At 71.7% G+C, this 24,743-nt stretch carries 23 protein-coding genes; 12 read left to right on the top strand and 11 right to left on the bottom strand.

Annotated features, from left to right (window positions below):
- The first annotated feature begins 125 nt into the window (after positions 1 to 125).
- Positions 126 to 1,547 (top strand): type VII secretion integral membrane protein EccD, encoded by a 1,422-nt coding sequence (gene eccD, locus IW245_RS27270; RefSeq protein WP_197006014.1) that lies wholly within the window; start codon positions 126 to 128, stop codon positions 1,545 to 1,547.
- Between the two features lie 64 nt (positions 1,548 to 1,611).
- Here the strand turns inward: eccD and IW245_RS27265 are convergent, their stop codons facing one another.
- Positions 1,612 to 1,881, bottom strand: a complete 270-nt coding sequence (locus IW245_RS27265) for a hypothetical protein (RefSeq protein WP_197006013.1) — start codon at positions 1,879 to 1,881, stop codon at positions 1,612 to 1,614.
- Positions 1,882 to 2,126: 245 nt separating this feature from the next.
- Here IW245_RS27265 and IW245_RS27260 point away from each other — a divergent pair, with 245 nt between their 5' ends.
- The 4 genes from IW245_RS27260 to IW245_RS27245 are packed head-to-tail and all read left to right on the top strand — an operon-like array spanning position 2,127 to position 3,449.
- Entirely contained in the window at positions 2,127 to 2,516 is a 390-nt protein-coding gene (locus tag IW245_RS27260; protein ID WP_197006012.1) for a helix-turn-helix domain-containing protein, read from the top strand.
- Entirely contained in the window at positions 2,455 to 2,949 is a 495-nt protein-coding gene (locus tag IW245_RS27255) for a DUF5753 domain-containing protein (protein ID WP_197006011.1), read from the top strand. Before IW245_RS27260 ends, IW245_RS27255 begins: the two co-directional genes overlap by 62 nt.
- 42 nt (positions 2,950 to 2,991) lie before the next feature.
- Entirely contained in the window at positions 2,992 to 3,174 is a 183-nt protein-coding gene (locus IW245_RS27250; RefSeq protein ID WP_372445255.1) for a DUF397 domain-containing protein, read from the top strand.
- 26 nt (positions 3,175 to 3,200) lie between these two features.
- A complete protein-coding gene (locus tag IW245_RS27245; protein WP_197006009.1) occupies positions 3,201 to 3,449 on the top strand; it encodes an alpha/beta fold hydrolase in 249 nt (82 codons plus the stop codon).
- A 140-nt stretch (positions 3,450 to 3,589) separates the two neighbouring features.
- On the opposite strand, the gene IW245_RS27240 is transcribed toward IW245_RS27245, so the two are convergent.
- Complete coding sequence (locus IW245_RS27240) at positions 3,590 to 4,267, bottom strand: hypothetical protein (RefSeq protein WP_197006008.1); 678 nt, start codon at positions 4,265 to 4,267, stop codon at positions 3,590 to 3,592.
- Entirely contained in the window at positions 4,264 to 5,610 is a 1,347-nt protein-coding gene (gene eccE / locus IW245_RS27235; RefSeq protein WP_197006007.1) for a type VII secretion protein EccE, read from the bottom strand. The genes IW245_RS27240 and eccE overlap by 4 nt, the downstream gene beginning before the upstream one ends.
- A gap of 65 nt (positions 5,611 to 5,675) precedes the next feature.
- On the opposite strand from eccE, the gene eccB reads away from it, so the two are divergent.
- The 3 genes from eccB (at position 5,676) to IW245_RS27220 (ending at position 7,754) form a co-directional block, all read left to right on the top strand.
- Positions 5,676 to 7,046: a type VII secretion protein EccB gene (gene eccB / locus IW245_RS27230; protein ID WP_197006006.1), complete on the top strand. Its 1,371-nt coding sequence runs from the start codon at positions 5,676 to 5,678 to the stop codon at positions 7,044 to 7,046.
- An 84-nt stretch (positions 7,047 to 7,130) separates the two neighbouring features.
- Positions 7,131 to 7,448 carry a WXG100 family type VII secretion target gene (locus IW245_RS27225; RefSeq protein ID WP_197006005.1) on the top strand — a complete coding sequence of 106 codons (318 nt, stop codon included), beginning with the start codon at positions 7,131 to 7,133 and terminating at the stop codon, positions 7,446 to 7,448.
- 12 nt (positions 7,449 to 7,460) lie between these two features.
- Positions 7,461 to 7,754 carry a WXG100 family type VII secretion target gene (locus IW245_RS27220; protein WP_197006004.1) on the top strand — a complete coding sequence of 98 codons (294 nt, stop codon included), beginning with the start codon at positions 7,461 to 7,463 and terminating at the stop codon, positions 7,752 to 7,754.
- Between the two features lie 25 nt (positions 7,755 to 7,779).
- Here the strand turns inward: IW245_RS27220 and mycP are convergent, their stop codons facing one another.
- The gene (mycP, locus tag IW245_RS27215) at positions 7,780 to 8,961 is read right to left on the bottom strand and encodes a type VII secretion-associated serine protease mycosin (RefSeq protein ID WP_197006003.1); all 1,182 of its coding nucleotides are present in this window, start codon (positions 8,959 to 8,961) and stop codon (positions 7,780 to 7,782) included.
- A 36-nt stretch (positions 8,962 to 8,997) separates the two neighbouring features.
- Here mycP and IW245_RS27210 point away from each other — a divergent pair, with 36 nt between their 5' ends.
- The 3 genes from IW245_RS27210 (at position 8,998) to IW245_RS27200 (ending at position 13,493) form a co-directional block, all read left to right on the top strand.
- Positions 8,998 to 9,858 carry an SseB family protein gene (locus IW245_RS27210; RefSeq protein WP_197006002.1) on the top strand — a complete coding sequence of 287 codons (861 nt, stop codon included), beginning with the start codon at positions 8,998 to 9,000 and terminating at the stop codon, positions 9,856 to 9,858.
- A complete protein-coding gene (locus IW245_RS27205; protein ID WP_197006001.1) occupies positions 9,855 to 10,178 on the top strand; it encodes a hypothetical protein in 324 nt (107 codons plus the stop codon). The genes IW245_RS27210 and IW245_RS27205 overlap by 4 nt, the downstream gene beginning before the upstream one ends.
- Positions 10,179 to 10,304: 126 nt before the next feature.
- The gene (locus IW245_RS27200) at positions 10,305 to 13,493 is read left to right on the top strand and encodes an AfsR/SARP family transcriptional regulator (protein ID WP_197006000.1); all 3,189 of its coding nucleotides are present in this window, start codon (positions 10,305 to 10,307) and stop codon (positions 13,491 to 13,493) included.
- Here IW245_RS27200 and IW245_RS27195 read toward each other — a convergent pair.
- The 5 genes from IW245_RS27195 to acs all read right to left on the bottom strand — a co-directional run bounded on the left by IW245_RS27195 (position 13,456) and on the right by acs (position 21,936).
- Complete coding sequence (locus IW245_RS27195) at positions 13,456 to 14,382, bottom strand: alpha/beta fold hydrolase (protein ID WP_197005999.1); 927 nt, start codon at positions 14,380 to 14,382, stop codon at positions 13,456 to 13,458. The two genes, IW245_RS27200 and IW245_RS27195, sit on opposite strands and share 38 nt — an antisense overlap.
- A 21-nt stretch (positions 14,383 to 14,403) precedes the next feature.
- On the bottom strand, positions 14,404 to 15,654 hold the full coding sequence (nhaA, locus tag IW245_RS27190; RefSeq protein WP_197005998.1) for a Na+/H+ antiporter NhaA: 1,251 nt from the start codon (positions 15,652 to 15,654) through the stop codon (positions 14,404 to 14,406).
- 74 nt (positions 15,655 to 15,728) lie between these two features.
- Positions 15,729 to 18,014 (bottom strand): immune inhibitor A domain-containing protein, encoded by a 2,286-nt coding sequence (locus IW245_RS27185; RefSeq protein WP_197005997.1) that lies wholly within the window; start codon positions 18,012 to 18,014, stop codon positions 15,729 to 15,731.
- Between the two features lie 189 nt (positions 18,015 to 18,203).
- Complete coding sequence (locus IW245_RS27180) at positions 18,204 to 19,934, bottom strand: bifunctional metallophosphatase/5'-nucleotidase (protein ID WP_197005996.1); 1,731 nt, start codon at positions 19,932 to 19,934, stop codon at positions 18,204 to 18,206.
- Positions 19,935 to 20,004: 70 nt separating this feature from the next.
- A complete protein-coding gene (acs, locus tag IW245_RS27175) occupies positions 20,005 to 21,936 on the bottom strand; it encodes an acetate--CoA ligase (RefSeq protein WP_197005995.1) in 1,932 nt (643 codons plus the stop codon).
- 290 nt (positions 21,937 to 22,226) lie between these two features.
- Here acs and IW245_RS27170 point away from each other — a divergent pair, with 290 nt between their 5' ends.
- Complete coding sequence (locus IW245_RS27170; protein WP_197005994.1) at positions 22,227 to 22,943, top strand: oxidoreductase; 717 nt, start codon at positions 22,227 to 22,229, stop codon at positions 22,941 to 22,943.
- A 24-nt stretch (positions 22,944 to 22,967) separates the two neighbouring features.
- Here IW245_RS27170 and IW245_RS27165 read toward each other — a convergent pair whose 3' ends face one another.
- Positions 22,968 to 23,534, bottom strand: coding sequence for a hypothetical protein (locus tag IW245_RS27165; RefSeq protein ID WP_197005993.1), 567 nt, complete (start codon positions 23,532 to 23,534; stop codon positions 22,968 to 22,970).
- A gap of 55 nt (positions 23,535 to 23,589) precedes the next feature.
- Positions 23,590 to 24,432, bottom strand: a complete 843-nt coding sequence (locus IW245_RS27160; protein ID WP_197005992.1) for an NAD(P)-dependent oxidoreductase — start codon at positions 24,430 to 24,432, stop codon at positions 23,590 to 23,592.
- Positions 24,433 to 24,743 lie beyond the last annotated feature (311 nt).

Raw genomic sequence — 24,743 nt, 5'->3', positions numbered from 1 at the left:
CTGGCCCACACTTTCCGCAAACCCGGCCCACACTTTCCGCGACAGCGGCCCACACGGCACCGGCGGGCGTCGCCCTCCCGATCGACGGAGGATCGCCCGGGGATCGACCGGTATGGTCATGGGTCATGAGCACCACTGGCTTGGGCCTGGCGCGGGTCACCATCGCGACCCCCCGCCGCCGGATCGACGTGGCCCTGCCCGACCAGTCCCCTCTGGCCGAGCTGCTGCCCAGGATCCTGGCCCACGCCGGGGAGGCGATCGCCGACGACGGGGAGGCGCACGGCGGCTGGATTCTCCGCAGGTCCGACGGCACCCCGCTGACGGCCGGACGGACCCTGACCGCCAACGGCGTCCGCGACGGCGAGATCCTGCACCTGCTCCCGCGCCGCGCGGCCTGGCCGGAACTCGACTACGACGACGTCATCGACGCCATCGCGACGGGTGCGAAGGCCCACGGCCCGGCGTGGTCGGGCGCCGCGACCCGCCGCGCCGGCCTGGCGGCGGCCGGTATCGCCGTGGCCCTGGCCTGGCTGTCGATCCTGGCCTCCGGTCTGGCCGCCCCCGACGCGGCCCACGCCGCAGCCGCCCACGCGGGCCTCGGCTGGCTGACCGCAGGCCTGTTCGCCCTCACCATCGGCGTGGTCCTCGTCCTCACCGGAGCGATCCTGTCCCGGGCGTTGTCCGACGGCCTCGCCGGCGCGGCCATCGCCGCGTACGGCCTCCCGTTCGGCTTCCTCGGCGGATTCCTGGCCCTGGCCGAGAACAGGTCCGTCACCGCCACCGACGTCCTCCTCGGCTCATCGGTCCTCCTGGTCCTGGCCGTGGCCGGCTACGTCGGAGTCGCCGACGCGCCCCGCGTCTTCGCCGCCGGCATCCTGACGGCCATCCTCGGTCTGCTCGGCGCGCTGCTGGGCCTGTGGCTCGGGGCCGCCGGCGCGTGCGCGCTGGTGGCGAGCGTGTTGCTGGCCGCGACGAGCGCGTTCCCGCTGTTGTCGATGTGGTTGGGCAAGCTGCCGGTCCCGGTGGTGCCGGCGAACGCGGCGGCCGTGGACCCGACCGTGCCCCTGCCGCCCCGGGTGACGGTGTTCGCGGCGGTGGCCCGTGCGGACGAGCTGCTCACGGGCCTGTTGCTGGGCGCAGCGGTGGTGGCGACGGCGTGCGCCGGGGTGCTGGTGTTCCGGGGCGGCCTGGCGGGGCCGATCCTGGTGGGCGCCGTGTCCTGTGCCTATCTGTTGCGCGCCAGGCTGTTCCCGGCGGTCCGGCACAGGTCGCCGCTGTTCGGGGCGGGGGTCGCCGGCCTGGCCGTGTTGGGCGTCGGCCTGCTCGTGGCGGCCCCGCCGTGGGCGCGTCTGCTGGTGGTCGCGGTGGCGGCCGTGCTCGTGGCGGGCGTCGCGGCCACCGCGGGTCTGGTCTACGGCCGCCGCCCGCCGTCCCCGTATCTGGGCCGTGCCGCCGACATCCTCGACGTGGCCCTGGTGATCTCCGTCGTGCCGATCGCCTGCCAGGTGCTGGGCCTCTACGCCCTGGTCAGAGGCCTCGCCGGCTAAAGATCAAAATCTTTGGACGGTTACGAGTGGGGCCCGACCCGACAGCGTCGGTCCACGGAGTCCCCTATTCGACAAGGTCCCGCCGCGGCCACGTGACCCCGGTCAACCAGACCAGCTCGGTCGCCCCGCCATGGCAGTGGATCGCGGCGACCACAGCCAGAGAGTCGTACACGCTGACGGCGGCATGTCCGGTGTTCTCGCCCAGCCAGGACAGGGTGACCTTCTCGGTGACCGGGTACCAGGTCCCGAACGCCACCAGCCCCGTCCCCGACACCCCGGACACGTCGATGTGCCGGTCGAGCGCGAACACCCTGGGCAGATCCTCGGCGGTCATCGTGTACTCCCATCCTCGTTCTGGAAGGGGCGGACGGCGGCCATGATCAGGGAAGTTCCGCCGCCCGCCCCGCTCGACCCGGCCCGGCGGATCTGGGGGTCCGCGCCGGGCCGGGGAGTTCGGCCCGCCCAGCTTCGCCCGGCACGACGTACCCGGACAATCCCGAATTTTGAATGTCTACCTTGCAGATTTGCAGCCCAGCGTGCCTATCCGGTCGCGGACGGTCCTCAGCGGACAATGCACTCATGGTCAGCGATGGACGCAGCACTCCGCATCCCCGCAGAGCGCGGCTCGCCCGGCACCTGCGGCTGCTCCGCGAGGACTCCGGCCTGACCATCGAGACCGTCGGCCGTCGCCTGGGCTGGTCGGGCTCGAAACTGAGCCGCATCGAAACCAGCCTGACAGGCGTGACTCCCTCCGACGCGGCGCGCCTGCTGGACCTCTACAAGGTGGTGTCCCCCCGCCGAGACTGGCTGCTGGCCATGGCGCGAAGCGGGGCCGTGCGCAGCATGCTGGGGGCGTATCCGGAGCTGGGCCGAGTCGGCGGCTGTTCTCAACTACGAGTCGAGTGTCGTGCCGGGCATCGTGCAGATTCCGGAATACATCCGAGCCGTCGTGGCATCTCACAGGCCTGACGCCACCGTCGCAGAAACGGAGTGGCTCAGTGCTCGAAGAATCTCCCGCCAGGCGCTGTTGACCGCCACCGATGGGCCCACATTTCACCTCATTATCGACGAAGTGGTGTTGCGCCGACCGGTCGGCGGAGATCGGATCATGCGTGCACAACTTCGTCGGATGGTGGAGTTGGCCGAGTTGCCGAGCATCACCTTGCAGGTGTTTCCCATTGACGCAGTCACGCCTCCATCGCCGGGTGGGGCATTCTCGGTGCTGCGATTCAAGGATGATCTCGATGTCGGTGTGGTTGCGGTCCCAAATCACCTCAGTTCCGTGTATTTCGATGAGCCCTGTGACGTTGAGGCTTATGTCGAGATGTTTGGCCGGCTGGCTCAACACGCGCTCGATCCGGACGACTCAGTTAAACTCGTCGCTCGACTGGGCAACGCCTGAGGATTCCGCAGGTCGACGCGGATGGGGAGGTGCGAGATGGACATGACGGCCGCGCATTTCATCAAAGCCGCGCGCAGTGATGGCAACCCCGACAACTGTGTCGAGTGCACCTTCGATCATGTTTCCGCTGGTGTCGTCGGTGTCCGGGACAGCAAGGACCCCCTCGGCCCGGTGCTCGTCTTCCCGGTCGCCGACTGGCACGCGTTCCTCGCCGCCCAGCTCTAGACTCCGCGCCGGGGCCCAACCAGTGGATGGCCTACGACGTGCGCGCCGGCGGCACCCGGTTCGAGATCCCGGTCTTCGTCCTCCAGGGCGAGCACGACGTGCTGACCCTGCGCGCCCTGGCGGAGGAGTACTTCGCCGAGGTCGACGCCCCGGTCAAGGAGCTGGCGCTGATCCGCGACGCCGGGCACTTCGCGGCGTTCAGCCAGCCGGGGCAGTTCCTCGCCGAGCTGCTCGACCGGGTCCGGCCCCTCGCCGTCGCGGCCGACGCGCGCTGAACAAGGCGGATGAGCGCTGGAACCCGGGTCGGTGACCACCGTAACCGGAAAAAGGGGTTTCAGATCTTGACAGTCACCTTCGTGCCGCTGCGCGGCAGCGCTCCGCGCGGAGCCGCCACCTCAGAAGCGGAGCCGCCACCTCAGAACCTGTTCGGGGCCCCGATCACCTGCTGCTCGATCGCCGTCGTCCCCAGCAACGCCCAGCGCACCGACCCCTGACTGACGACCGTGAGCATGTCCGCCCGGATCCGGTGCAGCCAGTCCTGGACCTCGGACAGCCCGAGCGCCGACGACGCCAGCGCCGCCTCGATCTCGCTCAACGGCTGGAGGAGGACGAGATGCGCCCGGACCAGGGTGTCGACGTCCCACGCCGTCAGCTCCTCGCGGATCGCGAGAGTCGTCCGCCAGTTGGCCGCCGCCGACTCCGACAGCTCGCCCACGCCGGCCCCGACATCGAGGATCAGGAGCTGGGGACGGGTGGCGCTGGCGGCGGGCAGCGGGCTGCCGGGGGCGGCGTAGACGACGGCGTCGCCGGGCGCGCCCACCCCGTGGGTGAACGGCTGCCACGCGGCGGGCCGGGCGCTCTGGATGACGACCTGCGCACCGAGCGCCAGGACCCGGAAGGCGATCAGCTGGGCGCAACGCAGGCCGCCGACGAGGACGCCCCTGGTCGGCTCCGGCCGGAAGACGCGGGCGATGACCGGCTGGCGGTGCCGGTTGGTGCCGAGCATCAGGCCGGCGCCGCCGCCGTGCAGTTCGAGGGCGTCGAGGGAGGTGGCGCTGGCCAGCTGGGGGTCGAGCGAGCTGATCAGGGTCACTGCAGGAACCCTCCGAGCGGGAGGGTGGCGGCCAGCCCGGCGGCCTGTTCGCCGCCGAGCCGCTCGACGGTGGCACCGATGGCGCCCATGTTGGCGGCGAGCGCGGCCGAGGCGGTGTCGAGCAGGGCGAGGTCCGGGGCCGCGAGGCGCACGCCCAGCTCGACGGCGATCAGCTCGGCCTCGGAGCCCGGCGGCAGGTCGGCGGGGCGGACGTCGACCCGGCGGGCCGCCAGGGACACCGTGGTCGCGAGGCAGGGGGAGGCGAGGGCGACGCTGAGCAGGCGGCTGCCGCCGTCGGTCCCCGGATCGGCCCAGCGGCGCAGCTTCACCGTCACCTGGGGGATGTCGCCACTCCACCAGGCATTCCAGGTCTCCTGTCCGATCGGCCCGGGGCTGGCGGCACCGACGCTGGCCACCCCGACGGAGCCGACAGTCGCCGAGCCGCGCACCGGCGCGTTCGTCGCCGGCAGGTGCGCCAGGCTCCCCACGGCGGTCAGCACCTCGTCGCGGTCGAGCGCGCGGGCCAGCACGTCGTCCTGGCGGAGCCGGTGGACCAGCCGGCGGGCGGCGCTGCCGAGGGCCTGGCGCAGGTCGGCGTCGGAGTGCGTCGCGCCGTCGCGGCCGAGCCGGATCGCCAGCCACGCCCGCCGGACAGCGGGGATCCGCCCCTCGGTCAGCTGCCGGTACGAACTGGCCACCACCCCGCTGCCCACCGTCAACGCCGGCGCGGGCACGGCCTGGATCAGCAGTTGGAGGGTGAGCGGCGGCGCGTTCGGATCGGCGGGCGGGAGCAGCGCGGCGGGGGACGGCAGCGTGACCGGGCTCTCGGCGATGAGGCCGGTGTCGATCGGGCCGAGCTCCAGCAGCGCCGTGACCCCGGCGAGGTGCTCGACGACGCCGACGCCGGCCCCGTCGACGTCGACGCTGGTGACCAGGGTGGACGGGGACAGGTGCTCGAGCAGGGCCGCGCGCGGGTCCACGTACGGGGCCGGCTGGGCGACGCGGTCGCGCAGCACGTAGCGCAGCCAGGTGCCGAGCCAGCGGTAGAGCCAGCGGCGCTCGATCCGGACGGCCGTGAGCCCCAGGGTCACGGCGGCCAGGACGCCGGCGACGACGAGCACGAGGAGGTTTCCGGCCGCGAGCGCCGCGAGCACCCCGGCGGCGGCGAGCTGCCAGACGAGCAGGTGCACGGCGGGGACGCCGAGGATCATGCCGGGCCGGCGGGGCGGGCGGGGCGCGACGGCCGCGGCGTCGGACGGCCGGGGGCCACCATGGACAGTGGGCACGCCGTAGATGCCGCCGGTGCTCGTCGGATAGCCGGGCGGCGCTGACACGGACGTCACTGCGGCCTCCCGTCGTGTTTGCCCCATGCTATTCGAGGCGCGCCAACTGCCGATAGCCTGACGGGATGTCTGAGAGGCGCGACCAGTTGCAGTCGTACCAGTTTGTCCTGCAACGAGTCGTGTCTGCCATGGTGATGCGGGAGACTGATCCCGTTCGGTCCCCGTTTCGGCGGGCCGCCGGGGCGATGCTGGCGAGCCTGATGGTGGCCGCCATCGCCCTGGCCGGGATCGGCCTGTTCGGACTGGTGTCGCCGGGCGGCAAGACCAGTTGGCGGACCGAGGGCGCGATCGTGATCGAGCGCGAGACCGGCGCCCGCTACGTCTACCTCGCCGGCCTGCTGCACCCCGTCGCCAACTACGCGTCAGCGCTGCTGCTGGCCAGGTCCGCGGACGCCAGGCCGGTGCCGGTGGCCGCGGCGTCGATCAGCGGCGTGCCGCGCGGCAAGCCCCTCGGCATCCCCGGCGCCCCCGACACGCTGCCCAGACTCCTGCCCGGGGCCTGGACGCTGTGCTCCCGACCGGCCAAGGAACCACAGTCCATCGTGTACGTCGGAGCAGGGCCCCCGCCCGGCCACCCCCTCGGCGACAACGCGATCGTCGTGCGCGGCTACCTGATCTGGCACGGCCACCGCTACGCCGTCCGCGACCCCCGGCTCGTCCTGCCGGCCCTCGGCTTCAACGACGCCCCGGTCGAGGCGGCCCCGGCCTGGCTGAACGCCCTGCCGGCCGGCCAGGACCTGGCGCGGATCACCATCCCTGGCCGGGGCGGACCGTCGAAGGCCGGCAACCTGCGCACCGGGCAGGTCGCGGTGGTGGAGACCCAGGGCGGCGGCCGGCAGTACCACGTGGCGGTCGCCGACGGGCTCGCCGCGGTCACCCAGGTGCAGGCCGACCTCCTGCTCGGCGACCCGGAGACCCCGTTCGCGTCCGCCGGAGCCGTGCGGATCGCGCCGGCCGACTACGCCGTCACGCCCCGGGCCGCGCCGCTCACCCCGGAACCCGGCCCGGCCGCGCTCCCGGTGGAGACGCCGAAGTCGGTCCGCCCGGCGGCCGACGGTGCCCTGTGCGCGGCCTTCAAGGACGCTTCGGGGGTACCGGAGCTCAGCCTGGACGTGCCGGTGACCCGCAGCGACGACGCGCCGGATACCGGCGGGCGGTCCAAGGACGGCACTGTCCTCGCCGACCGGATCGTCGTCGAACCCGGCCGGGGCGCGCTCGTCGCCGCCCTGTCCGCGCCCGGCGCCCCACCCGGCGGCCTGTCCCTGGTCACCGACCTGGGCGTGCGGTACGCCATCCCGAACGCCGACGTCCAGGCGATGTTGGGCTATGGCTCGGCCACCCCGGTGCGGCTCCCCGCCGGCCTGGTCGCGCTCCTGCCGGCCGGCCGCGCGCTGGACCCGGACGCCGCGCTGGTCCCGGTCGTGGGCACTGACTGATTTTCGGCTTGTTGGAACATGTTCGCGCGTCTTGACAGGGGTCGCTAAGTTCGTCGATGTATCAGTCCCGGTGAGGGGAGTGTCATGGCGAAGACCGAGGCCGAGCTCCAGACCATGGAGAGGACAGCCCGCGAGTTCGAGTCCGTCAACGGCGAGCTGCAACAGATGCTCACCCGTTTGATGGACGAGCTCGAGCCGCTCAGGCAGAAGTGGCAGGGGGCGGGCGGTCACTCGTTCGAGCAGGTCAAGCGCGCGTTCCACGACGACCAGGTCGCCATCAACGCCGCGCTGCGGGAGACGGCCGCTGCGATCCGCACCTCCGGGCACAGCTACGCCACGACCGACCAGGGCGCGGCGGCGGACCTCAGCCGCGTGTCCCCCGCCAAGCACCTTCCGCTGTAGAGGAGTAGGGCAGTGACGGACAACCATCTGGTCGTCGACTTCGCGGCGTTGCAGGCCGGCAGCGCCGACATCGCCGCGGCCGTCGCCAAGCTCAGCGCGAGCCTGGAGCTGCTCGACCAGCACGCGGCCCCGCTCGTCGCGTCGTGGGACGGCGACGCCCGGCAGGCCTATGCGGCCCGGCAGCAGAAGTGGTCCACGGCGGCCGACGACATCCGGACGATGCTGACGGCGATCAAGTCGGCGGTGGACACCTCGGTGGGGGAGTATCTGCGCACGGAGAAGGCCAACACCGGCCTGTTCTCCTGACACCGCGCCCGGGCCGGGTTTCGGGTCACGAGCGGCCCGGGCGCCAGCCGCGGCGGCGTGCGCGGGGCAGCACGGCGGCGACCGCCGCCAGGGTCGCGGCGGCCACCACCCCGCCGGCGGCCAGTGCCACGCCGACGTCCTGCCGGCGGTCCCGCCCGGGCGGGTCGGGCGGGTAGGACACCGGGGGCACGGCCGCGTCGGCGCGAGGGGTGCCGACGCCGGTCAGGTCCGTGACCGCGCGGTAGGGGGACACGACGCCGTAGCCGTAGGCGTCGCTGTGCCGGCCGCCCGGCGCGGGGTCCGCCGTGGCGATCAGCCGCTGGGCGACCTGGGCCGCGCTCAGCCCGGGGTGGTACTGCCGGACGAGCGCCGCGGCCCCCGCCACGAACGGCGTCGCGAAGCTGGTCCCGTTCACCGTGGCCTGACCCGAGCCCCGCGCCGCCACGGTCACGGCGACCCCCGGCGCGACCAGGTCGACGTAGGGGCCGGTCTGCGAGTCCGGGTAGCGCCGGCCCTCGCTGTCGACGGCGCCGACCCCGAGCACCCCGTCGTACGCCGCCGGGTAGGGCACCGGCTTGCCGCTGGTCTCCCGGTTGCCCACGGCGGCCACGAGCAGCACGTCCTTGGCCGCGGCGTACTCCACGGCCGCCCGCAGCCCGGGACTGTCGTCGGTGGTCAGCGACAGGTTGATGACCCTCGCGCCACTGTCGGCCGCGTACCGGATGGCGGAGACGAGCCCGGCGGCGCTGGACCTGCCCTGGGTCTCCCCGTCGACCAGCTCCTGCTCGCTGACCCGCAGCGGCAGCACCCGCGCGCCGGGCGCGATCCCCCGGAACCCGGTGCGCGGGTCCGCCTGGGCGGCGATGACGCTGGCCACCCCGGTGCCGTGTCCGACGCAGTCGTCGGCGGCGTTCGGCCCGCCGTACAGGTAGTCGCGGCCCGGGTCGACCCGCCCGGCGAGTTGCGGGGCGGTGGAGTCCACACCCGAGTCGATGACCGCGACCGTGATCCCGGCCCCAGTGGCCAGTGGCCAGACCCGCTCGGGGGCGAGTGACCGCTGCGCCCACGGGACCTCGGCAAGGCTTTGCCCGGGTTGAGCGCATTGCTGCCCCGGAGCGGCGAACGCCGGCCCTGGTAGGAGCGATATTGCGAGCAGTAGCCCGGAAAGGACGAGATCGGCCGATACTCGCCGGGCCGAAAATCGCATGTGATGAGAGTAGCGGCGGGACGGTAAGTTGGTGGTGTGGTGACGCCGGCGAACGATCTCGAGGCCGCGCTGCTCGACGCCGCCGGAGGAGCCAGCACCGATGGCTTCCTGTCCGCGTTGCTGCTGGCCCGGGTGCTTCTGCCTGCCCCGAGCGGGCTCAGGTTCGACGTGCGTCCCACCGACCCCGACTTCCCCTGGGCTCCCGCGTTGGTCGAGGGCGTCCCGCAGCAGGCGGTCTACACGTCCGAGGAGCGGCTGGGCGACCGGCCGGCCGCGCGGGTCAAGTTCGCCCGGCTGATCGGCGCGTGGCCGAGCCCCGCCTGGTCCCTGGCGCTGAATCCCGGCACCCCCTACAGCGCGACCCTCCCGGGGGAGCAGGTCGTGCAGCTCGCAGGCTGGGCCGCCGAGGTCGGGCTGACCGGCGAGGGCGAGACCGGCGTGATGCCGGTGCCCGTGCCGCCGGAGCCGCGCCCCACGGTGCTGTGCAAGCCGCTGACCCCCCGCGAGGTCACCTTCTACCTGGAGCGGGGCTACGACCGGGTCGCCGGGTTCGTCTACCGCGCGCCGGACATCGCCCACCTGGGCAGCCTCGGGGCCCTGGAGGGCGCGCTGGGCCGGTCGTTCTCGGAGTTCCTGCTGACCTGGGCCGCCCACCGCGAGGATCTGTACCGGATTCCGTACGGCGGGCGGGACGAGCTGGCGATGGCGGCGATCGAGGGCTGGGTGATCGAGCGCGCGCCGTTCCGGGGCAGCGGGTTCGCGCCCGGCGAGACGGGCGACGTGATCCCGGAGTTCAAGGTGGACAGTGTCCGGCTGCCGCACGGGGCGACGATCACCCGGATCGGCGGCGAGCTGGTGGCGACCTTCGACGCCGATGTGGACGGGTGGCGCAGATGAGCCGCGACGGTTATTTCGCCCGGTATCAGGGCGTCGAGTATCGGGCGAGCCCGGACGGGCCTTCTGTCCGGTTGTACACGCCGGAGCTGCTGGTCGTCGCCGCGTCCGACGTCGAGCTCTACTACATCCGGACAATCTGCTCGTGGCGCGGCCAGCCGTTCATCGTGGTGGGCGAGCACGGCCAGTGGCTGCGGCTGGAGTACACCGGTGGCAGGGCCCCGATCGCGGAGAAGCTCGGTCTCGAGGAGTTCGACTTCGGCGTCTACCAGGGCTGGGCGTCCCGGGCCGAGGTCATCGGCCTGCAGGAGCAAAGGATTTAGGGCGGAGCGCCCGACCCCCGTCTGACCCGGCGTTCCGCCCTACTGGATACAGCTTGCTGTACGGCGCTTGCCGGAAGCTTGCCGTTCGCTTGCCGCCACGATCAGCCTGCCCGTTAGGGTCATGTAATGGAGTTCCGTGTACTGGGCTCGGTCCAGGCCCTGGTGGCCGGCCAGCCCGTTGAGCTGGGACAACGCCTCGAGCGTTGCCTGCTCGGACTCCTGCTGCTCGAGCTGGGCAATCCGGTGTCCACCGATCGGCTGATCGACCTCCTGTGGGACGGCGACGAGCCCGGCCGGCCGCGCAGCGCCCTGCAGGTGCACGTGTCGAGGCTGCGCAAGCGGCTCGCGGAGGCCGACGCGGAACGGTACGGCTTCCGGCTCGTCACCCGCGGTTCAGCCTACGTGCTGGAGGGCGACCCGGCACTCGTCGACGTGCACAGGTTCCGGAGCGAGTACCAGCGGGCGAAGGACACCACCGACCCGGCCACCCGGTCGAAGGTCCTCGGTGCGGCCCTCGCGCTGTGGCGGGGCCCGGCGCTCGGCGAGGAGGCCCCTGAGCGCACCCGGGCCCGGGTCGGCGCCGGGCTGGACGAGCTGCTGCTCGCGGCCACCGACCTGCGGATCGAGGCGGAGCTGGCCCAGGGCCGGCACGCGGAGGTGCTCACCGAGCTGGCGGAGCTGACCGGGCGCTACCCGCTCCGGGAACGGCTCGCCGAGCTGCACGTCCTCGCGCTGTACCGTGCCGGCCGGCGCAGCGACGCCCTCGACGTGTGCCAGCGGATCCGGACGGCGCTCGGCGAGGAACTCGGTCTCGACCCGGGCCCGGAGCTCCAGCGGCTCCAGACGGCCGTGCTCCGGGGCGACCCGTCGCTCGACCTGCCGGCGCCCAGCACGCCGGCCGCGGACACCGGGCCGGCCGAACTGCCGCCGGACATCGTGGACTTCACCGGGCGCGAGGCGCAGCTCGGCCACCTCGACACGCTGCTCGGACACAGCGGGGCCGTGGTGATCAGCACGATCGCCGGCACGGGCGGCGTCGGCAAGACCGCCCTCGCGGTGTACTGGGCCCGCCGCGCCCGCGACCGCTTCCCCGACGGCCAGCTCTACATCAACCTGCACGGCTACTCCCCGACCCCGCCGGTCCGGCCGCTCGACGCGCTGGCCCGGTTCCTGCGGATCCTCGGGGTGCCCGGCGAGCGGATCCCCGTCGACCTGGACGAGGCGACCGGCATGTACCGGACGCTGCTCGCCGACCGCCGGGTGCTCGTCGTCCTCGACAACGCCAGCCACCCGGACCAGGTCCGCCCGCTCCTGCCGTCCAGCCCGGGCAGCCTCGCCCTGATCACGAGCCGGGACCGCCTGTCGGGCCTGATCGCCCGGGACGGCGCGCGCCGCCTCGACCTGGACATCCTGTCCCCGGACGAGGCGTGCGCGCTGCTCGACCGGGTGGTGGGGCGGACCAGGACGGCCGCCGAGCCGGAGGCGGCGGCGGAGCTGGCCCGGCTGTGCGGTTACCTGCCGCTGGCGCTGCGGATCGTCGCGGCGCACCTGGCAGACCACCCGGACCTCACCCTCGCGGAGTACGCCGGGGAGCTCGGCGAGGGCGACCGGCTCACGGCGCTGCAGATCAAGGGGGACGACCAGGCCTCGGTGCGGATCGCGTTCGGGCTGTCCTACGCCCGGCTGCCCGCCGAGACCGCCCGGCTGTTCCGGCTGCTGGGGCTGCTGCCCGTGGACGACTTCTCCGCGGAGGTGGCCGCCGCGGTGCTCGGGGTGCCGGTGGCCGGGGTGCGCGGGCCGCTGAGCAAGCTCGTGTCGGCGCACCTGGTGGACGCGTCGGAGACCGGGCGGTACTCGATGCACGACCTGCTGCGGCTCTACGCCGGCGAACAGGTGGGCGACGAGGCGCCGGCGGCGGTCCGGCGGATGCACGACTGGTATCTGGCCAGCACGTTGGCCGCGGTGGCCGTGCTCAACCCCGTCGGACGCCGGCTCCCCCGGCCGCCCGGCCTCAGCTCGGCGAGCGTGCCGCGGTTCGACGCCGTGACCGATGCCGTGACCTGGCTGGACGCCGAACGGACCGCGCTGTGTGCCGTGGTCGAGGCGGCTCCTGCCGCCGGCTCGCCCGAGGTGTCCTGGCTGCTCGCCGACGCCCTGCGCGACTACTTCTACCGCCGCAGGTTCCCGGTGGACTGGCTGGCCACGGCCACCGCCGCCCTGCGGGCCGCTGACGACGCCGGGGACCCGGCCGGCCAGGCGTCCGCGATGGTCAACCTGGGCATGGCCCGGGCGGCGGTCAACGACTCCGCCGCCGCGGTGGACCTGTTCCTGCGGGCCAGGGACCTGGCGGTGCGGGCCTGGCCGGAGGGCCTGACGACGGTGCTGAACAACCTGGGCATCCTGTACCGGCAGACCGGGCAGCCCGAGCGGGCCGCGGACACCTACACGGAGGCCCTGGAGTACGCGCGGGCCGCCGGCCGACCGGTCTTCACGAGCCTGGCGAACCTGGGGACCGTGTCCATGCAGCTCGGGCGCCTGAAGATCGCGCGCGAGCGGCTCCTGGAGGTGGCCGACTCCCTCGGCGAAAGCCCGACGATGCGCGCTCCGACGCTGCACAACCTGGGCATGGCCGAGCACTTCCTCGGGAATCTGTCCTCGGCGCGGGCCCGGCTGGCCGAGGCGCTGGCGCTGCACCGGGGATTCGGCAACCGGCACGGTGAGGCCGACTCCCTGATCCGGGTGGCGGCGGTGACCGGGGACCTCGGGCTGCTCCCGGAGGCCATCGAACAGGTCCGGGAGGCGCTGACCATCAGCAGGGTCGGCAACGACCACGTTCCGGAGGTGGACGGCCTCGTCGTGCTCGGCAACCTGCTCCTGGCGCAGGGCGACCGGGCGGAGGCCGAGGCGCGGTTCGCGGAGGCCCTGACCCGGGCCGGCGAGTCCAACTACCTGTTCGGCGAGGCGGAGGCGTGCATCGGCCTCGCGCGCGCCGGACGGGACGTCGAGCAGGCGACGGCGCACGCCACCAGGGCGCTGACGATCACCCGCGAGATCGGGTACCGGATGCACGAGGGTCTGGCTCTGACGGCGCTCGCCGACGCGCTGGGCCGGTCCGGTGCCCGGGGCGAGGCCGAGCGGCACCTGAGGGCGGCCCTGGAGATCCAGCGCCAGACCGGTTACCGGCTGGGCGAGGCCGACGCGCTGGCCGTGCTGACCCGGATCACGGGCGACCCGGAACACCTGGCCGCCGCGAACCGGATCCGGGTGGAGGTCGGCGCTACTCCTGTTTCGCCCAGCGGACGATCTCCCCGGTGATCAGCTCGGGGACCTCCATCTGCGGGTAGTGCCCGACGCCGTCGATCAGCCGCCACTCGTACGGCGCGATGACGTAGCGGCCGGAGCCCTGGGCGGTGCGGGGCAGCACGCACGCGTCGTACTCCCCGTGCAGTTGGAGCGTCGGGGTCACGATGGGCTGCTTGAGCAGGCTCACGAACCGGTAGCCGGAGAGGCGGAGCACGCTGCGCATCGCCCACCGGTACGCCTCCAGGGCGCAGAACGCAGCCTGCGGGATCTGCATGGCCGCCCGGCAGACCGCCACGTACTCCTCGAAGTCGGTCGTGCGCACCCATTCCAGCCCGGCCCACCGGTGCAGGTACGACCCGACGAGGGCAGCGTTGTCCCGGGTGATCACGTGCTCGTACCTCGGCCGCTGGAACCGGAGCAGGTCGGTGCTCGCCGCCAACTGGCCCCGGGGGTCCGCCACCAGCGCGCTGCGCATCCGCAGCGGGTGCGCGGCGCCCAGGATCACCAGTCGGCGGATCAGCTTCGGATGGAACGTGGCGGCCGTCCAGGCGAGCATGCCGCCCATGTCGTGCCCGACCAGGGTCGCCGAGCGCTCGCCGAGGGCCCGGATCAGGCCGGCGATGTCCCCGGCGAGGGTGTAGCCGTCGTAGCCGCGCGGGGGCTTGTCGGACGCGCCGTAGCCCCGCACGTCGACGGCCACGGCCCGGTAGCCCGCCTCCGCGAGGCCCACGAGCTGGTGCCGCCACGTGTACCAGAACTCGGGGAAGCCGTGCAGCAGCAGCACCAGTGGCCCCTGGCCGGCCTCCACGACGTGGAACCGGATGCCGTTGGCGCTGACGAACCGGTGCGTCCACGGCCCGTCGAGCAGGACGGCGGACTCGTCAGTGGCCACGGGGATCATCCGTCAAGAATAAGCTCACGTTCACGCGGCGGACACGAAGCGCTTGGTCCGACGTCGCAGCAGCAGTGCAGCGACGGTCGCCGACAGCAGGGAACCGAGCAGCACGGCAGCCTTCATCCGCTCCGCCTGCGGGTCGCCGACGAACGCCAGCTCGGCGATGAGCAGGCTGACCGTGAAGCCGCAGCCGGCGAGCACCGCCACGGCCGCCAGGTCCCACCAGCTCAGCTCCTCGGGGAGCCTGGCCAGTCGGAGTCGGACGGCGAGGCTGGCGCCGCCCAGTACCCCGATCGTCTTTCCGACAACGAGACCGGCGACGACCGCCCACGCGACCCGGTCCCCAAGGAAGGCCCGGATCGCGCCCCCGTCGAGCGCGACCCCGGCGGCGAAGAACGCGAAGACGGGTACGCACACCCCGGCGCTGAACGGCTGCAGCTTGTGCTCCAGGGTCTCCGCCGGGGTGTGCGCCTCGCCCTTGTCCGGTTTGACCCGGGTGAGCAGGCCCACAGCCACGCCGGCGATGGTCGCGTGCACACCGCTGGCGTGGATGAACGCCCATGCGGCGACGCCGAGCGCCACGTACAGGTACACGCCCTTGAACCGGAGCTGTTGCAGCACCCCGTAGACGACGAGCACGGCGATCCCGGCGAGCAGCCAGGTCCAGGAGAGCGACGCGGTGTAGACCACGGCGATGATGAGGATCGCGCCCAGGTCGTCGACGACGGCCAGGGACAGCAGGAACACCCGCAGGCTCGCTGGCAGGGTGGACGCCGTGACCGCCAGCACGGCCAGCGCGAACGCGATGTCGGTCGCGACCGGGATCGCCCACGCGTTCAGCGCCCCGTCGGCGCCCCAGCCGACGGCCAGCGCGACGGCGGCGGGGGTGAGCATGCCGCCGATCGCCGCGAACACCGGGAACAGCGCCCGGCGGGGCTCGCGCAGCTCCCCGACGACGAGTTCGCGCTTGAGTTCCAGGCCGGCGACGACGAAGAACAGGGTGAGCAGGCCGTCCTTGGCCCAGGACTCCAGCGGCAGCTTGAGGTGGAACATGTCCAGCCCGAACTGGGCCTCGCGGAGCCGGAAGTAGAAGTCCGACAGCGGGGTGTTGGCCATCAGGAGCGCGAGGACGGTGGCCGCGAGCAGGAGCATGCCCCCGATGGTCTCGATCCGCAGGTACCGCACGACGGTGCCCGCCGCGCTCCGGGCCCGTTTGTGCAGCCGACGGCGGGCGCGCTTGACTTTCGGGTTGCGGGTCTCGCGCGCTGGTCGGGACATCCCATGATCATATCGGGCATGCGAAAGCGGGTGTTCCGGAATGAACCGGAACACCCGCCTTGAGTGCGTTCTAACTACTTACGGGTGACCTTGATGATCGCGGGGACCAGGTCGCCGTTGCCGTCGAGCAGGATCTCGATCCGGACGCCGGTGCCGGACACCTTGGTCGAGTTCCAGCTGTCCCGGACCGAGGTGTTGCTCCAGTACTTGTTGACGTCGGTGTCGTCGAAGACAGCGACACCGGGGCGGGCCGGAAGGGTGACCGCGTTGCCGTTCTTGTGGAACGTGACCGCCGGGACGCCACGGCGGCTGAACGCGCCGTCGAAGCCCGCCTTGCCGTTGGACAGCGGCTTCAGCGGAGCCGGGAAGCTGATCAGACCCGGACGGGCGTCCACCGGCAGCGACTGGCCGAAGCCGGGGTGCGCGCTGGTGTTGTTGTCGCCGTACGCGCCGTTGACGTACCAGACCACGATGCCCGGGTTGAAGGCGAAGCGCTCGACCCAGTCCGGCTTGGTGTCGCCCCAACCGAAGTTGTACGGGCCGGTCTTCAGCGTCTTGTCGTAGCCGACGTACTGCCGGTTCTCGACCAGGTAGAAGTGCTCCCGGTCGTAGTGGATGGTGCCGTCGAACCGGGTGAAGCCCTTGGCGGTCCAGCCCGCGTCGGTCGACTCGGCGTCGTCGGAGAACACGACCGCGCCGTTCTTCGTCACGGAGATGTTGTCCACGAACAGGCCGTCGAAGTGCAGGCCGCCGTCGGTGTAGTTGTAGAACTGGAACTTGATCTTCTTGCCGGCGTACGCCGACAGGTCGAAGTTCAGGTCCACCCAGCCGTTGGAGTTGCCCTCGAGCTTCGCGCCGGCGTCGATCCAGGTCGTGCCGCCGTCGACGGAGACCTGGCCCTTGGCGTAGTCGTAGCCCTCTTCCGTGGCGTACCAGGCCTTGGCGCTCACCGAGGCCGAGGTGGCACCGGTCAGGTCGATGTCGCGGGACAGCGAGGTCTGCAGGTTGTCGTCCGAGCCGGACCACCACTCGCCACTGCCACCGAACGGCTTGGTGTACTCCTTGGTCAGGTGCTGCGTCGGCAGCTTGACCATGGTGGCCTGCTTGAGGCCGAACAGGTTGCCGCCGGCAGCCGCGCCGAGGACGTTCACCGAGGTCTTCTTGGTGGTGTCAACCACGTCGTAGTCGAGCCAGCCGAGGAACAGCTTCTCGTTCGGGCCCATGTAGCCCGGGGTCGAGCCGATGTCCTGCTTGCCGTGGTTGAGCCACGAGCCGCCGGACATCAGGGTCCAGAAGCCGGTGCCGTTGTCGCCACCGTCGGTGTCGTAGTAGTCGGGCAGGCCGATGTCGTGGCCGTACTCGTGGCAGAAGACGCCGAGCCCGCCGTTCTCCGGCTCGGTGGTGTAGCGGCCGGCCCAGATGCCGGTGTTACCGAACTGGACACCACCCTGCAGGTTGCCCGCCGGGCCGGTCGCGCCGGCGTCGCTGCCGAAGGCCGACCAGGAGTGCGACCAGATCGCGTCGTCGCCCTGGGCGCCGCCACCGGCCTCCTCGCCCTCACCCGCGTGGATGATCTGGACGTGGTCCAGGTAGCCGTCGGGCTCGTCGAAGTTGCCGTCGCCGTCGAAGTCGTTGCGGTCCCACTGGTCGAACTGCTGCAGGTAGGTCTTGATCTGCGCGTCGGTCCGGCCGGCGGCCTTCTGCTGCGCGTACCACGCGTCGACCGTGTCCTTGACCAGCGCGCCGTAGCGCACGGCGTCGGTGTGGTCGTTCTTGCCGTACCGGGTGGCGTTCGCCGGCAGCTTCACCCACGGGGTGACCTCACCGGTGACGGTGTAGCGGCCCGAGGACTGCCGCAGGTAGAAGTCGGACATCGAGTCGCCACCGGACTTCGAGAACAGCGTGTTCTGGAAGTACGCCTGGCTGGAGTCCTTGTTCCACAGCGTCGAGTTGTCCTTGGTGCGGTCAGGCTCCGGGATCAGGTTGTGCGCCGGACCGGGGGCACCGCCGTCCGGGGTCGCGTCGCCGAACTCGGCGAGCAGGGTGAAGATGTGCGCCGTCTTCGGCGTTCCCCACTGGACCCACTTGCCGTTGGGCAGCTGGACGCCGGAGGACTCGCCGCGCTTCACGAGCTTCGTCGGGTCCTTGACGATCGCGTTGAGCGCCTCAAGCTTCTGCGCGCGCTCCTTGGCCATCCCGGCCGTGAGCATCTCGTCGGGACGGCTGGTGCGCTGCTCGTCGGAGGCCGGCGGCTGGGCGGCCGGGCCGCCGGGATGCGCCTGCACGGCGGCGGCGGCCATGCCCGCCATAAGAAGGCCGGACGCGACCCCGGCCACGAGAACTCTTGTGCGTCGTCGCACGGTTCCTCCCCTTCAGTCTGGGACCCCGCCGGCCGATGCATGAGGGATCTCACATCGGATGGCGCGGGTAGTCCAGAGACTGGCAGAGGGCTCCTCAAGGGGGGATTAAGGTAGAGCGGCCATTGGATAACGCTTCTGTTACACGAAGGTGCCCCGGAAAAGATCTTCCGGGGCACCGACGAAAAGGGTTTATTGGAACGTGATCCGCGTCGCGGCCGGAACCGGGTAGGGATTCGCGGCCGAGGAGTTCGCGGCCATGTAGGCGGCGAACGTGTCGATGTCCAGCGGCCCGACGAGCTTGTTGGTGTGCTTGGCGAGCTCGGGGAAGCCGTCACCGCCGTCGGCGAGGAACGAGTTGATGGACACCCGGTAGGTCGCGGCCGGATCCAGCGGCACGCCGTTGAGGCGCACGTCGGACACGGTCAGCAGACCCGTCACCGTGTACGTGAAACCGGTCGAGACCTGCAGAACCTTCTTCGCCACACCGGAGTTGGTCCCGGTGAACTGCTGGCCCAGCACGGTGACGATCTGGGCGCCGGTCAGGCTCACGGTGTCCACGTAGTTGTTGAACGGCTGGACGGTGAACGCCTCGGCGTAGGTCACGACCCCGTTGCCCTCGGAGCCGGACTGCGCGTAGGTCAGGTCGGCCCGAATGCCACCGGGATTCATCAATGCGATCTGCGCGCCACCCTTGTCCGGCGCGGAAGTCGCGGCGAGCTGCGCGTCGGCGATCAGGTCACCGAGCGGGGTCTCGACAGTGGAGGAAACGGCCTTCTGAACGTCGCCGGCAATGTAACCGAGTTTCCGGTTCGCGATCGGCGCGATCAGGGTCTTGTACTTGGTCACGAGTGCCGTGGCCGTCGGGTCCTTCGGGACGTCCCGGGTCACGATCTTGTTCTGCGCGGTGACCTGGACGATGTCGTTCTTGTCGATGTCGAACTTCAGCCGCACGTCGGTGTACTCGCGCCCGTACGAGCCAGCGCTCGTCACCATGCGCGGCCGGCCCATCGGGTCGGGGATCGAGCAGGCGTAGGACTGGTGGGTGTGCCCGGTGATGACGAGGTCGATCGAGGGGCTGAGCTTCTTGGCGATGTCCACGATGGGACCGCTCAGGCCGAGGTTGCCACCGGCGTTGCAGTCGTAGTTGTAGACCTGGCTGACCGGCACGCCGCCCTCGTGCAGCAGCACGACGATCGCCATGACGCCCTGCAGCCGCAGCTCGCTGACGTAGTGGTTGGCCGTGGTGACCTCGTCGTCGAACCGCAGGCCGGCGATGCCGGACTTGGTGACGATGTCCGGGGTGCCGCGCAGCGTCATGCCGATGAAACCGACCTTGGCGCCGTTGCCGAAGTCCTTGACCCAGTAGGGCGGCAGGACGGTCTTCTGGGCCGCGGTGTCCACGACGTTCGCCGCCAGGTACTGGAACTTGGCCCCCTGGAACGGCGCCGCCGGGTCGGCACAGCCGTCGGTCGGGTGGCAGCCGCCGCCCTGCATGCGCAGCAGCTCGGCGGAGCCCTCGTCGAACTCGTGGTTGCCGACGGCCGTGGCCTCCAGGCCGAGGTCGCCGAGCGCGTTGACACTGGGCTCGTCGTGGAACGCCGCCGACAGCAGCGGGCTCGCGCCGATCAGGTCGCCAGCGCCGACCGTGGTGGTGTTCGGGTTGCCGACCCGGGCGTTCTTCAGGTGCGTGGCCAGGTACTCCACGCCACCGGCCGGGACCTTCACCGTGGCACCGGAGGCATCGAGGGTGGTGACGACGCCCGAGGAGCCGGTCGGGGGCTCGAGGTTGCCGTGGAAGTCGTTGATCGCGAGGATCTGCAGGTCGGCGAGGTCGTGGGGGCGACCGGCGGTGGCCGGCTGCGCCGCGAACATGCCGGCGGCGAGGGCCACCGCTGTCGTCGCGAGGAGTAGTCGCTTCATGCCGGCAGCATAGGACCTGCGGCCTACCGACGGGTAAACGTCGGTAGGCCGCAGCACTTCCTACAGACCGTCAGTCCTCGTCCTTGCTGGACTGCATCCCCGACGAGATCAGGGACATGATGGACGAGTCCTGCAAAGTGGTGACATCACCGAGCGTACGGTTCTCCGCGACGTCCCGCAGCAGCCGCCGCATGATCTTCCCGGACCGGGTCTTCGGCAGCTCCGGCACGATCATGATCTGCCGGGGCTTGCAGATCGGGCCCAGCGTCTTGGACACGTGGTTGCGCAGCACGTCCACGTCGCTCTCGACCCCGCCGCGCAGGATCACGAACGCCACGATCGCCTGACCGGTCGTCGGGTCCGTCGCGCCCACCACGGCGGCCTCGGCGACGTCCGGGTGGCTGACCAGCGCGGACTCCACCTCGGTCGTGGAGATGTTGTGCCCGGAGACCAGCATCACGTCGTCCACCCGGCCGAGCAGCCAGATGTTGCCGTCCTCGTCCTTCTTCGCGCCGTCCCCGGCGAAGTACATGTCGCCGAACCGGGACCAGTAGGTCTCCAGGTAGCGCGCGTCGTCACCCCAGATGGTGCGCAGCATCGACGGCCACGGCTCGCGGAGCACCAGGTAACCGCCGCCGCCGTTCGGCACGGAGTTGCCCTGGTCGTCCACCACGTCCGCGGCGATGCCCGGCAGCGGGGACATGGCCGAGCCCGGCTTGGTGTGCGTCACTCCCGGTAGCGGGGACAGCATCATCGCGCCGGTCTCCGTCTGCCACCAGGTGTCGACGATCGGACAGTTGTTCGCGCCGATGTGTTCCCGGTACCACATCCAGGCCTCGGGGTTGATCGGCTCGCCGACGCTGCCCAGGATGCGCAGGGAAGACAGGTCGAAACCGGCCGGGATGTCGTCGCCCCACTTCATGAACGTCCGGATCGCGGTCGGCGCGGTGTAGAGGATCGTCACCTTGTACTTCTGCACGATCTCCCAGAACCGGCCCCGGTGCGGGGTGTCCGGGGTGCCCTCGTACATCACCTGGGTCGCGCCGTTGGAGAGCGGGCCGTACACGATGTAGGAGTGCCCGGTGACCCAGCCGATGTCCGCCGTGCACCAGTAGACGTCGGTCTCCGGCTTCAGATCGAAAACAGCGTGATGGGTGTACGAAGCCTGGGTCAGGTAGCCGCCCGTGGTGTGCAGGATCCCCTTGGGCTTCGCCGTCGTCCCCGACGTGTAGAGGATGAACAGCGGGTTCTCCGCGTCGAACGCCTGCGCGGTGTGCTCGGTGGAGGCCTTGGCCACCGTCTCGTGCCACCACAGGTCCTTGTCCGTCCAGGCGACCTCCTGTCCGGTCCGCCGCACGACCAGCACGTGCTCGATCCCCGGGCACAGCGCCACGGCCTCGTCCACGGTGGGCTTCAGCGCGCTGGGCGCGCCGCGCCGGTAGCCGCCGTCGGCCGTGATGACGAGCTTCGCGTCCGCGTCCTGGATCCGGCCCGACAGCGCGTCGACGGAGAACCCGCCGAAGACGACGCTGTGGGTCGCGCCGATCCGCGCCGTGGCCAGCATCGCGACGGCGGCCTCGGGGATCATCGGCAGGTAGATCGCGACCCGGTCGCCCTGGCCGACGCCGAGGTCGGTCAGCGCGTTGGCGGCCTGCTTGACCTCGCTGAGCAGGTCGGAGTAGGTGATCGTGCGGGTGTCGCCCGGCTCGCCCTCCCAGTGGATGGCGACCCGGTCACCGAGGCCGGCCTCGACGTGCCGGTCGAGACAGTTGTAGGCGACGTTGAGTTCGCCGCCGACGAACCACTTCGCGAACGGGGGGTTCGACCAGTCCAGCGTCTGGTCCCAGTCCTTCGCCCAGGACAGGCGGCGCGCCTGGGTCTCCCAGAACGCCAACCGGTCCTCGGGCTGGGCGTCGCTCGTGACATTGGCATGGGCCGCCAGCTCCGCGGGCGGGGCGAAACGCCGCGTTTCCGACAGCAGGTTCTCCAGTGCGTCGCTCATCTTCTTGGCCGCTCCTTGTGTGATCCAGGGCTCAGGCCCAACATAGCGTGCTCTGCCTGCTCGATAAATGTTCGGTCCGGCCGTTTTTCGAAACCAATCGCGCAGTAACCGGTTGGCTGCCGGGTAGATTGTCCGCCCAGCCTGGGGCATGGGGTGCTTTTCCGGCGAGACCCGGCGCGTTCCGTGAGCTGGCCGCCGCGTCGGGTGAGCCGCGTCGGGGCCCGGCGCTGGGAGCGGAAAGGCGGCCCGGCGCGGTGAGCGACACTGAACCGGTGGGTAACCTCGGCGGCATGACGCTCGCCCCGCTGCTGGACCTCGCCGACATCGCCGACACGCTGGCAGAGGCGCGCGCCTCCTTCGACGCCACGCTCCGGCACCGCGCGATGCGCAAACAGGGCGGCCAGGTCGCCGTGGAAGCCGGACTGCGGACCGCCCGGGCCAGCGCCGCCCTCGAAGGCCACGACCACGACCTGGACGACCTGCGGGCCGGTACCGCGCTCGACCCGGTGGTGCAGGGCGCGCTGCGCGTGTCCCAGGCGCTGGAGGGGCTGGCCCCGAGCTGGCCCCGGGCCCCGCGCCAGGTGCTGGCCAAACTGCACATGCTGGCGGGCCGGGGCATCGTGCCCGACGACGAGCTGGGCCGGCCGGCCCCCGGGGCCCAGGCGCGGCTCGACACGCTCGTGGAGCTGGTCACCGGTAAGGAGGACACGCTGCTGCTCGCGGCCGTCGTGCACGGGGAGCTGCTGGCGCTGGGCGCGTTCGGGCAGGTCAACGGGGTGGTGGCCCGGGGCGCGGCCCGGCTGACCCTGATCGCCGGCGGGTTCGACCTGCGCGGGCTGCTGCCGATCGACCTGGGGCACCTGGACCGCGAGCCGGAGTACCGGGGGTCGCAGGCGACGTTCGCGACGGGTACCCCCGACGGGTTGCGGTCCTGGTTGAAGCACTACGCGGCGGCGGTGACCCGGGCCGCCGAGGAGACCACGGCGATCTGCGACGGGCTGGTCTGAGGGAGGCCGGCCCGTCGCCGAGCGCTACTGCTGGGGCGAGACCGGCGCCTGCGGGGCGACGGGAGCTGCCAGGGTCGGCGCGACGAAGCCGGCCTGGGACGGCTCGAAGCCCTGCTGCGGGACCGAGACCGGTGCCGGTGCCGGGACCGGGGCGGGGACCTGGCCCTGGGGAGCCTGGCCCGGAGCTGGGGCCTGGCCCGGAGCGGGGGCCTGGCCGGGGACCGGGGCGCCCTGGGGCGGGGGCAGCATGCCCGGGGCCGGGTAGCCCTGGGGGGCGGTCGGCGGCGGGAGCTGGCTCAGGTCCGGAGTCGGCTCGGGCTTCTTGAACAGCGCCATGATGGCCTGGCCGACGAGCAGCACCGGGGCGATCGTCAGCTTGAGGCTGATGAACACGGTCTCGGCGTCGCCGAGGAAGCCGTAGGCGCAGTAGCCGAGGAGGGCGACGCCGATCACGGCGCGACCGATCCGCCAGCCGACGGTGTCGTTCTTGGTGAGTGCCGACGCGAGGATCAGGAACGCGCCGGACACGCCGTAGAACGCGAAGAGGCCGTAGAAGACCTCATCGGGGAGGGTGATTGCTGCCTGGTTCATGGAGGGTGCTCCGCTGAGGGTGTGGAAATGACCAGCGGAACACTAGAGGGCCAGGTCAACCTCTGGGCAACAACCCGGCGACGATCTCGGCCGCGGGCATGGCCGCGTTGACGGACTCCGGATCGCCCTTCGCCAACGGGCCGCCCGAGATGTCCCGCCAGATCGCGGCGATGGCGGCGAACAGGGCCGGGGACAGCCCCGCGTCGGCCTGGGTGGCCGCGATCTCGTGCATCTCCCCGACGTAGCGGTGCGCCTTTGTTGCGGCCCGCGCTACATCGACCGGCTTGCCCGGAATGTTGCGTCCGACATCCGACAGGAAGGCGTCGAGCACCCCGTGGTGCTCGGCAGTGACCATCGCGTGCGCCAGCAGGGCCGCGGTTCCCTTGTAGACGCTCGCCGTGCACATCTTCAGCGCGCTCGCCGTCCCGACGTCCCCGCCCATCGAGATCGGCTCCACGCCGGTCCAGGACAGGGTGAGGACCTCCGCGACCCGGGGCCCGGAGAAGTACAGCCGGGTACCGTCGACGACGCTCGGCGGACCGCCCGAGATCGAGCCGTCGACCAGGTCGAGCCCGGCCAGCTCCGCCTGCACGGCCGTCACGGTGGCGGGGGAGACGGCGTTCATGTCCACGACGAGCGGCCGGGCCCCGGTCCGCTGCGCGGCTGCGGCGATCTCAGCGGCTGCCGCGACGGCCTCGGCGGGCGGGGTCACGACGAGCAGCACGTCGGAGACGGACACGACGGCGTCGAGGTCGGGCAGCAGCTCCAGGTCCCGGGCGAGCCGGGCCGTACGCGCCGAGCGGCCGGTGATCGTGGCGACCACGCGTTCGCCGCCGCGCACCAGAGAAAATCCGAGTCCGGCACCCATGTGCCCGGGGCTGACAATGCCGACAGTCATACCCACAAGCCTAGGCTGCCCTTGCCACTCTGGTCGGTTGGCGATCCGTGAGGTAGGCCTGTGGGTTGGCCGGCCCGGACGGAGACGCCTTCGACGGGGCTGCCCGACCAGGCCCCACAAGGAGGGACGGCGCTCCAACAGTCTGGAGCGCCGTCTCAAATCCGCACGTCCGGCCGAGTGATCATGCGTGCACCTTTTCTCGTCGAGCCAGGACCATTGCTGCTGTCCTGGGCGACGCGCCTTCCCGCGGCTGGTCGCGCGTGGGTGCCCGGTGGCCGTGCGGCGGAGCTCATATCTTGCTGGTGAAACGG

Source organism: Longispora fulva (assembly GCF_015751905.1).
Classification (GTDB): Bacteria; Actinomycetota; Actinomycetes; order Mycobacteriales; family Micromonosporaceae; genus Longispora; species Longispora fulva.
The sequence above is the reverse complement of the archived record's forward strand: the minus strand, read 5'-3'. Positions and strand labels throughout refer to the sequence as shown.

What these genes read in the sequence shown, in the direction of transcription:
- eccD (WP_197006014.1), top strand. Translation starts at nt 126, where the DNA reads ATGAGCACCACTGGCTTGGGCCTGGCGCGGGTCACCATCGCGACCCCC.
- IW245_RS27265 (WP_197006013.1), bottom strand. Translation starts at nt 1,881, where the DNA reads ATGACCGCCGAGGATCTGCCCAGGGTGTTCGCGCTCGACCGGCACATC.
- IW245_RS27260 (WP_197006012.1), top strand. Translation starts at nt 2,127, where the DNA reads ATGGTCAGCGATGGACGCAGCACTCCGCATCCCCGCAGAGCGCGGCTC.
- IW245_RS27250 (WP_372445255.1), top strand. Translation starts at nt 2,992, where the DNA reads ATGACGGCCGCGCATTTCATCAAAGCCGCGCGCAGTGATGGCAACCCC.
- IW245_RS27245 (WP_197006009.1), top strand. Translation starts at nt 3,201, where the DNA reads ATGGCCTACGACGTGCGCGCCGGCGGCACCCGGTTCGAGATCCCGGTC.
- eccB (WP_197006006.1), top strand. Translation starts at nt 5,676, where the DNA reads ATGTCTGAGAGGCGCGACCAGTTGCAGTCGTACCAGTTTGTCCTGCAA.
- IW245_RS27225 (WP_197006005.1), top strand. Translation starts at nt 7,131, where the DNA reads ATGGCGAAGACCGAGGCCGAGCTCCAGACCATGGAGAGGACAGCCCGC.
- mycP (WP_197006003.1), bottom strand. Translation starts at nt 8,961, where the DNA reads ATGCGATTTTCGGCCCGGCGAGTATCGGCCGATCTCGTCCTTTCCGGG.
- IW245_RS27205 (WP_197006001.1), top strand. Translation starts at nt 9,855, where the DNA reads ATGAGCCGCGACGGTTATTTCGCCCGGTATCAGGGCGTCGAGTATCGG.
- IW245_RS27200 (WP_197006000.1), top strand. Translation starts at nt 10,305, where the DNA reads ATGGAGTTCCGTGTACTGGGCTCGGTCCAGGCCCTGGTGGCCGGCCAG.
- IW245_RS27195 (WP_197005999.1), bottom strand. Translation starts at nt 14,382, where the DNA reads ATGATCCCCGTGGCCACTGACGAGTCCGCCGTCCTGCTCGACGGGCCG.
- nhaA (WP_197005998.1), bottom strand. Translation starts at nt 15,654, where the DNA reads ATGTCCCGACCAGCGCGCGAGACCCGCAACCCGAAAGTCAAGCGCGCC.
- IW245_RS27180 (WP_197005996.1), bottom strand. Translation starts at nt 19,934, where the DNA reads ATGAAGCGACTACTCCTCGCGACGACAGCGGTGGCCCTCGCCGCCGGC.
- acs (WP_197005995.1), bottom strand. Translation starts at nt 21,936, where the DNA reads ATGAGCGACGCACTGGAGAACCTGCTGTCGGAAACGCGGCGTTTCGCC.
- IW245_RS27170 (WP_197005994.1), top strand. Translation starts at nt 22,227, where the DNA reads ATGACGCTCGCCCCGCTGCTGGACCTCGCCGACATCGCCGACACGCTG.
- IW245_RS27165 (WP_197005993.1), bottom strand. Translation starts at nt 23,534, where the DNA reads ATGAACCAGGCAGCAATCACCCTCCCCGATGAGGTCTTCTACGGCCTC.
- IW245_RS27160 (WP_197005992.1), bottom strand. Translation starts at nt 24,432, where the DNA reads ATGACTGTCGGCATTGTCAGCCCCGGGCACATGGGTGCCGGACTCGGA.